At 60.6% G+C, this 12270-nt stretch carries 10 protein-coding genes; 3 read left to right on the forward strand and 7 right to left on the reverse strand.

All coding sequences use genetic code 11. The features are described 5' to 3' along the window. Positions 1 to 7: 7 nt before the first annotated feature. The 6 genes from cysG to ftsK are packed head-to-tail and all read right to left on the reverse strand — an operon-like array spanning position 8 to position 7509. A complete protein-coding gene (gene cysG, locus AB4P90_RS17335; RefSeq protein WP_395605179.1) occupies positions 8 to 1402 on the reverse strand; it encodes a siroheme synthase CysG in 1395 nt (464 codons plus the stop codon). Then, a complete protein-coding gene (serS, locus tag AB4P90_RS17340; RefSeq protein WP_019816715.1) occupies positions 1403 to 2683 on the reverse strand; it encodes a serine--tRNA ligase in 1281 nt (426 codons plus the stop codon). It lies immediately after the preceding gene. 15 nt (positions 2684 to 2698) lie between these two features. Continuing rightward, a complete protein-coding gene (gene crcB, locus AB4P90_RS17345; protein WP_014718898.1) occupies positions 2699 to 3073 on the reverse strand; it encodes a fluoride efflux transporter CrcB in 375 nt (124 codons plus the stop codon). Continuing rightward, positions 3070 to 4395: a replication-associated recombination protein A gene (locus AB4P90_RS17350; RefSeq protein ID WP_014718899.1), complete on the reverse strand. Its 1326-nt coding sequence runs from the start codon at positions 4393 to 4395 to the stop codon at positions 3070 to 3072. The genes crcB and AB4P90_RS17350 overlap by 4 nt, the downstream gene beginning before the upstream one ends. A gap of 27 nt (positions 4396 to 4422) precedes the next feature. Continuing rightward, positions 4423 to 5046 carry an outer membrane lipoprotein chaperone LolA gene (gene lolA, locus AB4P90_RS17355; protein WP_003174700.1) on the reverse strand — a complete coding sequence of 208 codons (624 nt, stop codon included), beginning with the start codon at positions 5044 to 5046 and terminating at the stop codon, positions 4423 to 4425. A gap of 54 nt (positions 5047 to 5100) precedes the next feature. After that, the gene (gene ftsK, locus AB4P90_RS17360; protein ID WP_395605180.1) at positions 5101 to 7509 is read right to left on the reverse strand and encodes a DNA translocase FtsK; all 2409 of its coding nucleotides are present in this window, start codon (positions 7507 to 7509) and stop codon (positions 5101 to 5103) included. A 474-nt stretch (positions 7510 to 7983) separates the two neighbouring features. On the opposite strand from ftsK, the gene aat reads away from it, so the two are divergent. The 3 genes from aat to infA all read left to right on the forward strand — a co-directional run bounded on the left by aat (position 7984) and on the right by infA (position 9747). Then, positions 7984 to 8664, forward strand: coding sequence for a leucyl/phenylalanyl-tRNA--protein transferase (gene aat / locus AB4P90_RS17365; RefSeq protein WP_014718900.1), 681 nt, complete (start codon positions 7984 to 7986; stop codon positions 8662 to 8664). Positions 8665 to 8720: 56 nt separating this feature from the next. Then, a complete protein-coding gene (locus tag AB4P90_RS17370) occupies positions 8721 to 9428 on the forward strand; it encodes an arginyltransferase (RefSeq protein ID WP_003192088.1) in 708 nt (235 codons plus the stop codon). A gap of 100 nt (positions 9429 to 9528) precedes the next feature. After that, a complete protein-coding gene (gene infA / locus AB4P90_RS17375; protein ID WP_002553999.1) occupies positions 9529 to 9747 on the forward strand; it encodes a translation initiation factor IF-1 in 219 nt (72 codons plus the stop codon). A 245-nt stretch (positions 9748 to 9992) separates the two neighbouring features. On the opposite strand, the gene clpA is transcribed toward infA, so the two are convergent. Continuing rightward, a complete protein-coding gene (gene clpA, locus AB4P90_RS17380) occupies positions 9993 to 12263 on the reverse strand; it encodes an ATP-dependent Clp protease ATP-binding subunit ClpA (protein ID WP_395605181.1) in 2271 nt (756 codons plus the stop codon). Between the last annotated feature and the right edge of the window lie 7 nt (positions 12264 to 12270).

The raw sequence follows: 12270 nt of genomic DNA on the forward strand, positions 1-12270 counted from the left end.
TTTGAGGTCAGACTTGGGACTGGGCGCCCTCGAACCACTTGAGCTTTTCACGCAGTACCACCACCTCACCCACGATCACCAGTGTCGGCGCATGCACTTCATGCTCCGCCACCATGCGCGGCAGGTCGGCCAGGGTGCCGGTGAACACGCGCTGGTTGGACGTGGTGCCCTGCTGGATCAGCGCCGCTGGGGTATCTGCGGAGCGCCCGTGCTTGATCAACTGCTCGCAAATGATCGGCAAGCCAATCAAGCCCATGTAGAACACCAGGGTCTGTGAGGGGCCGACCAGGTCTTGCCAAGGCAAGTCCGAGGTACCGTTCTTCAAGTGCCCGGTAATAAACCGTACCGACTGGGCATAATCGCGGTGAGTCAGCGGAATCCCGGCATAAGCCGCACAACCACTGGCTGCCGTGATACCCGGCACCACCTGGAAGGGGATGCCATGGGCCGCCAATTCCTCGATCTCTTCGCCACCACGACCAAAGATGAACGGGTCACCCCCTTTAAGGCGCAGCACGCGCTTGCCTTGCTTGGCCAGGTCGACCAGTTGCTGGTTGATCTGGTCTTGAGGCACCGCGTGATCGGCACGACGCTTGCCGACGTACACGCGCTCGGCATCACGACGGCACAGTTCCAAAATCGCCGGCGCAACCAAACGGTCGTACAGCACCACGTCGGCTTGCTGCATCAGGCGCAATGCGCGGAAGGTCAGCAAATCCGGGTCACCTGGGCCTGCACCCACCAGGTACACCTCACCGGGCGCGTAAGGCGGCGCGCCATTGACCTTTTCGATCAACAGGCGCTCGGCCTCCTCGCCCTGCCCGGCCAACTGGCGGTCGGCAATCGGGCCCTGGAACACTTCTTCCCAGAACGCCCGGCGCTGCTGCACATCCGGGTACAAACCTTTGACCTGAGCCCGAAAACGCGCGGCCAGCCCAGCCAGTTGCCCGTAGGTGGAGGGAATCCAGGTTTCCAGCTTGGCGCGGATCAGCCGTGCCAGTACCGGCGCGTCACCGCCGCTGGAGACGGCAATCACCAGGGGTGAACGGTCGACAATCGCCGGGAATATCACGCTGCACAACGCTGGCGCGTCCACCACATTGACCGGCACGCAGCGACGCTTGGCATCACTGGACACTTGCGCATTCAGTGGCTCATCGTCGGTAGCCGCGATAATCAGGGTGCAACCGTCCAGGTCGGTCTCCTGATAACCGCGCAACATCAGTTCCCCGCCACTGCCCAGCACCAGCTCACGCAGCTGGCTTTCGATCTGGGGAGCAACCACCCGCAACACCGCGCCGGCATCGGCCAGCAGCCGGGATTTGCGCAAGGCAATCTCCCCACCACCGACGACCAACACACGACTGCCGCGCAGGTTATGAAACAGCGGCAGAAATTCCATTTAGCGGATGACCTCAACGCCCGCCATGTAAGGCTTGAGCACCTCAGGTACACGGATCGAACCGTCCGCCTGCTGGTAGTTTTCCAGCACGGCCACCAGGGTACGGCCTACGGCCAGGCCCGAACCGTTGAGGGTATGCACCAGTTCCGGCTTGCCGGTTTCCGGGTTGCGGAAACGCGCCTGCATGCGACGGGCCTGGAAGTCACCGCAGTTGGAGCACGACGAAATCTCGCGGTATTTGTCCTGGCTCGGCACCCACACTTCCAGGTCGTAGGTTTTCACGGCGCTGAAGCCCATGTCGCCCGTGCACAGGGCCAGTACGCGGTACGGCAGCTCCAGCAGCTGCAACACGCGCTCGGCGTTGGCAGTCAGGCCTTCCAGGGCTTGCATGGAGGTCGACGGTTCTACTACCTGGACCATTTCAACCTTGTCGAACTGATGCTGGCGGATCATGCCGCGGGTATCGCGACCCGATGCGCCGGCTTCGCTACGGAAGCACGGGCTGTGGGCAACCAGCTTCAACGGCAGTTGCTTGGCGTCGAGGATTTCGCCGGCGACGATATTGGTCAGCGACACTTCGGCCGTCGGGATCAGGTACAGGTCGGCTTCGCCGTCGCGGCTGATCTTGAACAGGTCTTCTTCGAATTTCGGCAGTTGGCTGGTGCCCATCAACGCCGGCGCCTGAACCAGGTACGGGGTGTAGGCCTCTTCGTAACCGTGTTCGCCGGTGTGCAGGTTGATCATGAACTGCGCCAGTGCACGGTGCATGCGCGCAATCGGGCCGCGCAGCAAGGCAAAGCGTGCGCCGGACATTTTTGCCGCGGTTTCAAAATCCAGGCCACCGGTCAATTCGCCCAGGGCGACGTGGTCCTTGATCTCGAAATCGAAGGCTTTCGGCGTGCCCCAGCGGCGCACTTCGACGTTGCCGTCTTCATCTTCGCCGACCGGTACGGATTCGTGGGGCAGGTTCGGAATGCCCAGCAGGATCGAATCCAACTGGGTCTGAATGCCTTCCAGCTCGATTTTGCCGTCGGACAGCTCAGTGCCCATGCGCTCGACATCCGCCATCAACGGCGCGATATCTTCGCCGCGCTGCTTGGCCTGGCCGATGGACTTGGAGCGCGCATTACGTTCAGCCTGCAGTGCTTCGGTGCGGGTCTGGACGGTCTTGCGCTGTTCTTCCAGCGCTTCGATGCGCGCAACATCCAAGGCAAAGCCACGGGATGCCAGGCGGTCCGCTACGTCCTGAAGGTTGCTACGTAACAGTTTGGAATCGAGCATGTCGGTCTCTCGTTATCAAAGTTTGGTCAAGGACAGGCCAGCCCAGGTGGCGAGCAGCCCGCCGAATACGCTGATGGCCGCATAGCCAATCGCCAGCGGCACTTGCCCGCTTTCCAGCAGGCGCACGGTATCCAGTGAAAAGGATGAAAAAGTCGTCAGGCCGCCAAGAAAGCCAACCATCAGGCCGGCACGTACCTCGACAGGCACTTCCGGGCGTAACAAAAACAGGCCGTATAACACGCCGATCAACAGGCAGCCCACGATATTAACGGCGAGCGTCGCCGTATAGAAGTGTTTCGGCCAATTGGCGTTGATCCAATTGCCGGTGGCGAAGCGCAACAGCGTCCCGGCAATCCCCCCCACCGAGACGGCGACCACCAAAGGAATCATGATTTTCTCCGCTGCCGGGGGCTCAGACGGTCGAGGGTGGCCAGGTGATTGAGCTTCTCACCGATCTTCAGCTCCAGGCCACGGGGCACGGGCTGGTAGAACGGCTGCGGCTCCAGCTCATCGGGGAAGTAGTCTTCGCCGGCCGCATAGGCGTCCGGCTCATCGTGGGCATAACGGTATTCGTCGCCATACCCCAGTTGCTTCATCAGCTTGGTCGGTGCGTTGCGCAGGTGCAGCGGCACTTCGAGGGAGCCGTGCTCGGCGGCCGCACGCAGGGCCGACTTGAAGCCCATATACACCGCGTTGCTTTTCGGCGCGCAGGCCAGGTAGGTGATGGCCTGGGCCACCGCCAGCTCGCCTTCCGGGCTGCCGAGGCGCTCCTGCACCTCCCAGGCGGCCAGGCACAGGCTCAGGGCCCGCGGGTCGGCGTTGCCGATGTCTTCGCTGGCCATGCGCACTACGCGGCGCGCCAGGTACAGCGGGTCGCAACCGCCATCGATCATGCGCGCAAACCAATACAGCGCGCCGTCAGGGTTGGAACCGCGTACGGATTTGTGCAGCGCGGAAATCTGGTCGTAGAAGGCTTCGCCGCCCTTGTCGAAACGTCGGCGCGTGTCACCCAGCAGGCTTTGCAACAGATCAACGCCAATCTCGCCGCCGTCTTCGGCCAGGTCGGAAGCGTTCTCCAGCAGGTTGAGAAAGCGACGCCCGTCACCATCGGCGGCGGTCAGCAAAATCTTGAAGCCTTCATCGCTGAGGCTCAGCTGGCGCTTGCCCAGGCCCTTGTCTTCGCTCAAGGCACGGTGCAGCAGCTTTTGCATCGCCGCTTCATCCAGGCTCTTGAGCACATAGACCCGCGCCCGTGACAACAAGGCGTTGTTCAATTCAAAGGAAGGGTTTTCGGTGGTGGCGCCGATAAAGATCAGCGTACCGTCCTCGACATAAGGCAGGAACGCATCCTGCTGCGACTTGTTGAAGCGATGCACTTCGTCGACGAACAGGATAGTGCGCTTGCCGTATTGCCCGGCCTGCTGCTTGGCCACTTCCACCGCCTGGCGGATCTCCTTCACCCCGGCGAGCACCGCCGAGACCGTTTCAAAGTGCGCGTCCGAGACTTTCGCCAGCAGCCGCGCCAGGGTGGTCTTGCCCACGCCCGGCGGCCCCCAGAAAATCATCGAATGCAGCGCACCCTGCTCCAAGGCTTCGCGCAAGGGTTTGCCGCGAGCGAGCAGGTGTTCCTGACCGACGTACTCATCCAGGTTGGTCGAACGCAAGCGCGCGGCCAATGGCTGGGCAATCGGGTCACTTCGAAACAGATCCATGGGCAGCGTTTGAAACCTCTGGGCAGTTTATTCCTGGATCACGTCGGCACCCTTGGGGATGTCGAACTTGAACTTGGACGCGGGCACCGGCTGGTTGGCCTTGACCCCGGAGAACAGGATATCGGTGCGCTGGCCGACGCTGTCGACCAGGCGCATGTTGTTGATCACGCCGTTGCCGAACGACAGGGACAGCGTGTCAAACAGCGTGTCCTTGGATTTTGGCTTGAGGGTGAACTCGATGACGTTGCTGGTCTGCTTGGAGGTGATGTCGAAGCTGTCGTTGATTTTCGACACATCACCCGACAGCAGCAGTGCCGGGGTCTGGTTCAGGCGTGGATCGAGCTTCTTGATGGTGGCTTGTTCCAGGTCCGGGTCCCACAGCGTGACTTTCTGGCCGTCGGAAACGATGGTCTGCTCAGCCTTGCCTTCGGTATGCCAGTAGAACAGCCCTGGGCGCTGCACGGCCATTTCACCGGCGGTTTCCTGCAACTGGGTGCCGCCTGCATCCAGGGTCAGCTGGGAGAAGCGCGCGGTGAGGGTCTGGGATTTGTCCAACAGGTTCTTCAGGCTGGCGACGGAAGCCGGGTCAGCGTGAGCCGAAACAGCGGTCAAGGCCAGGGCCGGCAACAACAGCATGCGGATAAAGCGCATGGGAGTCCTCATTGAGTAGTCAGGGCACGCCGCGTGTTGCCACGCGGCGCGGAATCAGTCGCGCATCTGCCCAGGGGCGATGACTTCACGCGAGCCATTGGTGTTCATTGCGGTCACGACGCCGGCCATTTCCATGGCTTCGATCATGCGGGCGGCGCGGTTGTAGCCGATTTTAAGCTTGCGCTGCACCGCCGAAATCGAGGCACGGCGGCTTTCCAGTACGAAGGCCACGGCCTCGTCGTAGAGCGCGTCGGTTTCAGCATCATCGTCGCCACCGCTGCTGCCACCGTCGAAGCCGCTGCCGGCCTCTTCCACGCCAGCGAGAATGTCGTCGTTATATTCCGGCGCGCCGCGCAGTTTCCAGGCTTCGACCACACGGTGGACTTCGTCATCGGAAACAAAGGCGCCGTGAACGCGAATCGGCAGGCTGGTCCCGGGCGGCATGTACAGCATGTCACCGTGGCCCAGCAGTTGCTCGGCGCCACCCTGGTCGATGATGGTACGCGAGTCGATCTTGCTGGAGACCTGGAACGCCATGCGCGTCGGAATGTTGGCCTTGATCAGGCCGGTGATCACGTCCACCGACGGCCGCTGGGTCGCGAGAATCAAGTGGATGCCCGCCGCCCGCGCCTTCTGGGCGATACGGGCGATCAGCTCTTCAACCTTCTTGCCGACGATCATCATCATGTCGGCAAATTCATCGACCACCACCACGATGGTCGGCAGCTTGGTCAGCAGTGGTGCTTCATCGTGAATGCTTTCGCGCTTGTACAGCGGGTCGGTCAGCGGTGTGCCGGCGTCCTGGGCTTCCTTGACCTTGGCATTGAAGCCCGACAGGTTACGCACGCCCATCTTCGCCATCAGCTTGTAGCGGCGCTCCATCTCGGCAACGCTCCAACGCAGGGCGTTGGCGGCGTCCTTCATGTCGGTAACCACCGGGCACAGCAGGTGCGGGATGCCTTCGTAGATCGACAGTTCCAGCATCTTCGGGTCGATCATGATGAGCTTGGCGTCATCCGGCCCGGACTTGAACAGGATCGACAGGATCATGGCGTTCACACCCACCGACTTACCGGAACCGGTGGTACCGGCTACCAGCAGGTGCGGCATTTTCGCCAGGTCGGTAATCACCGGCTTGCCGCCGATGTCATGGCCGAGCGCCAGGGTGACCGGCGATTTGAAGTTGTCGTATTCCGGGGTCGACAGCACTTCGGAGAAGCGCACGATCTGCCGGTCTTCGTTGGGGATCTCGATACCCACGGTGGTCTTGCCCGGGATCACTTCCACCACGCGCACGCTGGTGACGGCCAGGGAACGTGCCAAATCTTTGGCCAGGTTGGAAATACGGCTGACTTTTACCCCGGCGGCCGGTTGGATTTCGTAACGGGTGATCACCGGGCCCGGATGGATCGAGTCCACCGACACTTCGACGCCGAATTCCTTGAGCTTGATTTCCAGCAGGTGGCCGACGGCCGCCAGGGATTCGGGGGAATAGTTGAGTTGTTTCTTTTCGGCCGGGTCCAGAATCGAGATCGGCGGCAAGGTGCCTTCGACAGCGCTGTCGATAAACAACGGTGCCTGCTTCTCTTTTTGCACGCGATGGCTGGGCTCCGGCGCCTTGGGCGGTGCCGGGGCGATCACGGGCGGCACCTGCCTTTCACGGTCCGACATGTGCTTGCTCAGGGCCTGCTCGCGCTCGATCAAGCGCTCCTTGACCTTGGCTTGCTCGCGTCGATCCGGCGTGCTTGGAGCCACCACCTCGTTGACACGGGTGTCAACCTCACGCAACTGCGCCACCATTTGCTTGCGCTCGACACGGGCGGCCCACCAGCGGTTGGCGGCGCCCTGGAACAATTCGAACAGGTCGAGGGTGATCTTGCCGGTCACGTCCATCACCTTGAACCATGACAGGTCGGTGAATACCGTCAGGCCGAACAGGAACAGCGCGATGAACATCAGGGTGCTGCCCTGGATATTCAGGGTACGGCGTGCCAGGTCGCCGAGGCTTTCGCCCAGAGCCCCGCCCGCGCCCGCCGGCAAGCCGGTCGGTGCATGGAAGTGGATATGCGCCAGCGCAGCACCCGACAGCACCAGGAACACCAGGCCGATCAGGCGCCAGGAGAACAGCCAGCCGCTCCACTGCCACGGCTCGTGACGCTGGCGGAAGATCTGCCAGGTCTTGATCGCCAGCAACAGCGGGAAAATGTAGGCGAAGTAACCCAGGATCATGAAGAGGATATCGGCGCTGTAAGAACCTACAGGGCCGCCGAAATTCTGCACGTCATCGATCTTGCTGTTATGACTCCAGCCCGGATCGTCCTTGCCATAGGTGAGCAAGGCCATCATCAGGAACAGACACAGCGCACCGATGGCAATCAGTGCGCCTTCCTTGAGTCGGTAATGCAGGTGCTGGCGCCAGGCCGGTACGACTGCTGCTTTAGGTGCTGCGGCGGATTTCTTCAAAACGGGTCTATTCCTGCGCCTTTAGCGCGTCCATCTGTTAAATGACTACACGACTGCTCTATCCGGAGCAGCTGAAAAATGAACGAATGTTGCTGAATCTACTTTTAACATCCGGTGACGGATAGGTGAAATGGCGATAACGCCACAATGGCCGCATTGTACGGGTTTGCGTGCGCGATGCCACGCACTTGCCCTTCACCTGACTGCACGGACAATTTGAGCATGCATTGCCTTTGCTGACAAAGGCTTATGAGCTGTATTTAGCAATCCAGGCAAGCTTGGCAAATGGCCGGCATGCGCCAGACCCGATTACGACCACACCCTGTGTGCAGAGTTGCAGAAACACCCGCTCATGCTAATCCTCGTTAATAGCCTATTCGGGCTGGCCCCGTGGCGCCGGGTCGTCAATAATCAACACTTGCGGTGCAGGTGCATGACCTGCCACTCCCCTCCCCTTCCGTAAGCCTGGATGCCATGCTGACCTGGTTACAACGCGACACCCTGACGTTCCCACCTTTGGCCAAGGCCATGCGCGAACCCAACGGCCTGCTCGCCGCCGGTGGCGACCTGTCGGCCGAACGACTGATCCAGGCCTACCGTCATGGCTGTTTTCCCTGGTTCTCCGAAGGCCAGCCTATCCTCTGGTGGTCACCCGACCCTCGCACAGTGATATTCCCCGACGAGCTGCATGTTTCCCGCAGCCTGGGCAAATTATTGCGCCAGCAGCGCTATACCGTGACCTTCGACCAGGATTTCGCCGCCGTCATACACGCCTGCGCCGCGCCCCGTGCCTATGCCGATGGCACCTGGATCACCGAAAGCATCCAGCAGGCCTATCTGGAGCTGCACCAGCGTGGCTACGCGCATTCCGTCGAGGTCTGGGACCAGGGCGAACTGGTAGGTGGCCTGTATGGCCTGGCGATGGGCCAGTTGTTTTTTGGCGAGTCCATGTTCAGCCGCGCCGACAACGCCTCCAAATTCGGCTTCGCCACATTGACCCGGCAACTGCAAGCCTGGGGATTTGTACTGATCGATTGCCAGATGCCCAATGATCACCTGCACAGCCTGGGTGCCCGCGGCATACCGCGCAGCGTCTTCGCTGACTTCCTGGACAAACATCTGGACCAACCCAACGCCGGGCCGTGGGTTTCCTAGGCGACTTTCGCGCACGTGGCTTACACTTATTTCAAAGCTTATCCCGAGGGTTGATCATGACCGAGCTGGCGCGCTTGAAGTTCTATGCCACTCAAGCCCACTCATGCAGCTATCTGCCCGACGAGCAGGCCACCACGCTGTTCCTCGATCCCAGCCAGCCCATGGACGTGCATGTGTATGCCGACCTGTCCGAGATGGGCTTCCGGCGCAGCGGCGATCACCTGTATCGCCCCCATTGCCAGAACTGTAATGCCTGCGTGCCCGCACGCATCCCGGTTGCGCAGTTTTCGCCCGACCGTAACCAGAAACGCATTCTCAAGCGCAACGCCGACCTGACCGTACACGCCACCAAACCCCAATACAGCGAAGAATATTTCGATCTCTACCAACGCTATATCGAGCAGCGTCATGCCGACGGCGATATGTATCCGCCCAGCCGCGACCAGTTTTCCACATTCCTGGTGCGTGACCTGCCCTTTTCGCGGTTCTACGAATTCCGCCTCGACGGCCGCCTGTTGGCCGTGGCGGTCACCGACCTACTGCCCAACGGCCTCTCGGCGGTGTACACCTTCTATGAACCGACCGAAGAACGCCGCAGCCTCGGGCGCTTCGCCATCCTGTGGCAGATAGGCGAAGCGCTGCGCCTGGAACTGGAAGCGGTGTACCTCGGATACTGGATCAAGAACTGCAAAAAGATGAACTACAAGACCCAATATCGGCCCATTGAGCTGCTGATTAATCAAAGATGGGTCACGCTTAACTAGAACCCCTTGGCTTGAACACCCTTTTTCGGGCACAATGCACGCCGCTTTTGCCTGGCGCAGTTGCACCGGGCCATTCACTGGATACCGAGGGCTTTACTGCATGTCGAAAGAAGACAGCTTCGAAATGGAAGGCACTGTCGTCGACACCCTGCCCAACACCATGTTTCGTGTGGAGTTGGAAAATGGGCACGTCGTAACCGCGCATATCTCCGGCAAGATGCGCAAGAACTACATTCGTATTCTTACCGGTGACAAAGTGCGCGTCGAGCTGACGCCCTATGACTTGAGCAAAGGGCGCATCACTTACCGCGCTCGCTAAGCAAGTCAATACAAAACGCCCGGTTATGCCGGGCGTTTTTGTGTGCGCAGGATTTAACAGTCGCCACTTGACCCTGTGGGAGCTGGCTTGCCTGCGATAGCGGTGGGCCAGTTAACGATGTGCGACCGAAGGACCGCCATCGCAGGCAACCCAGCTCCCACAGTTGATGGTCACAGTCTCGTAAATCGTATTTCAGGCAGCAAAAAGGCGCCTTTCGGCGCCTTTTGCAATGTTGCAGCTAACGATCAGGCCATTTCCGCCGTGGTCTCGAACTCGAAGGTCAGCTCGCCGTCCTTCAGGTCGATGTGCACCACGCCACCATGGTCGGAGAGTTCGCCGAACAGGATCTCTTCGGCCAGTGGCCGCTTGATCTTGTCCTGGATCAGACGCGCCATCGGGCGTGCGCCCATTGCCGCATCGTAGCCGCCCTCTGCGATCCAACTGCGGGCCGCTTCCGTCACATCCAGCTGCACGCGCTTGTCTTCCAACTGCGCTTGAAGCTCGGTGAGGAACTTGTCCACCACGCTTTTGATGACCTCATGGCTGAGGCGACCAAACTGGATAATGGTGTCCAGGCGGTTGCGGAACTCCGGCGTGAAGCTCTTCTTGATCACTTCCATGGCATCGGAGGAGTGATCCTGATGCGTAAAGCCGATCGAAGCCCGCGCCGCGGTTTCGGCACCGGCGTTGGTGGTCATGATCACGATCACATTGCGGAAGTCCGCCTTGCGCCCGTTGTTATCGGTCAGGGTCCCGTGGTCCATGACCTGCAACAACAGGTTGAAGACTTCCGGGTGAGCCTTTTCGATTTCATCGAGCAGCAATACGCAATGTGGCTGCTTGGTGATCGCCTCGGTCAACAGGCCGCCCTGGTCGAAGCCGACATAGCCCGGAGGCGCACCGATCAAGCGCGACACAGTGTGGCGCTCCATGTACTCGGACATGTCGAAACGGACCAGCTCGATGCCCATGGCCTTGGCCAACTGGCGAGCCGCCTCGGTCTTGCCGACACCGGTCGGGCCTGCGAACAGGAACGAACCGACTGGCTTGTCCGGCGACTTGAGGCCCGCACGGGACAACTTGATCGCCGTGGACAGCGAGTCGATGGCCGCATCCTGGCCAAACACGGTGAGCTTGAGGTCGCGCTCCAGGTTACGCAGCAGCTCCTTGTCGGAACTGGTGACGTGTTTTGGCGGAATCCGCGCGATCTTGGCCACGATGTCCTCGACCTGAGGCACGTCGATGCGCTTCACGCGCTTATCGACCGGTTGCAGGCGCTGGTAGGCACCCGCTTCGTCGATCACATCGATGGCCTTGTCAGGCATATGCCGGTCATTGATGTAGCGCGACGCCAGCTCAGCCGCCGCACGCAAGGCCTCATCGGTGTACTCGATGCCATGGTGCGCTTCAAAACGCCCCTTGAGCCCACGCAGGATGCCAATGGTATCTTCAACCGACGGCTCGGACACGTCGACTTTCTGGAAGCGACGCGCCAGGGCACGGTCTTTTTCGAAGATGCCGCGAAATTCCTGGAACGTGGTCGAACCAATGCAGCGGATATCACCGGAGGACAGCAGCGGCTTGAGCAGGTTGGAAGCGTCCATCACCCCACCGGAAGCCGCACCGGCGCCAATGATGGTATGGATCTCGTCGATGAACAGGATGGCCTGCGGGCGTTTTTTCAGCTCGCCGAGCAACGCCTTGAAGCGTTTCTCGAAATCGCCACGGTACTTGGTCCCGGCGAGCAACGCGCCCAGGTCAAGGGAATAGACGACACTGCTGGCCAGTAGGTCTGGCACCTGGTTGTCGACAATGCGCTTGGCCAGGCCTTCGGCAATCGCGGTTTTACCCACGCCCGCCTCGCCCACCAGCAACGGGTTGTTCTTGCGACGACGCGCAAGTATCTGCGCTACACGCTCTACCTCGTGCTCACGCCCCACCAGCGGATCGATCCGCCCCTGGCGCGCCATTTCATTGAGGTTGCTGGCATAGGCATCCAGCGGGTTGCTGGAAGAAGAAGACTCACCGCCCTCCTCGTCCTGCATATCCTGCTCGCCCTCGGAATGATCGCCGTGCCCAGGCACCTTGGAGATACCGTGGGCGATGTAATTGACTACATCAATACGGGCAACGCTCTGCTGCTTGAGCAGGAACACGGCCTGGCTTTCCTGTTCGCTGAAAATTGCCACCAGCACATTCGCGCCCGTGACTTCACGCTTACCGGAGCTCTGTACGTGGAACACAGCACGCTGCAATACCCGCTGGAACCCCAGGGTTGGCTGGGTTTCGCGGTCCTCGTCATGCACGGGGATCAGTGGCGTGGTGGAGTCGATAAACTCCTGCAGGTCATGCTTGAGCTTGTCGAGGTTGGCGCCGCACGCACGTAGAACGGTGGCGGCAGCTTCGTTATCCAAAAGTGCCAGCAAAAGGTGTTCGACGGTCATGAATTCATGACGCTTCGAACGAGCCTCTTTGAAGGCAAGATTGAGGGTGACTTCGAGCTCGCGGTTTAACATAGCTTCA

Origin of the sequence: Pseudomonas sp. B16120 (assembly GCF_044218845.1) — a bacterium.
Taxonomy (GTDB): Bacteria; Pseudomonadota; Gammaproteobacteria; order Pseudomonadales; family Pseudomonadaceae; genus Aquipseudomonas; species Aquipseudomonas paracarnis.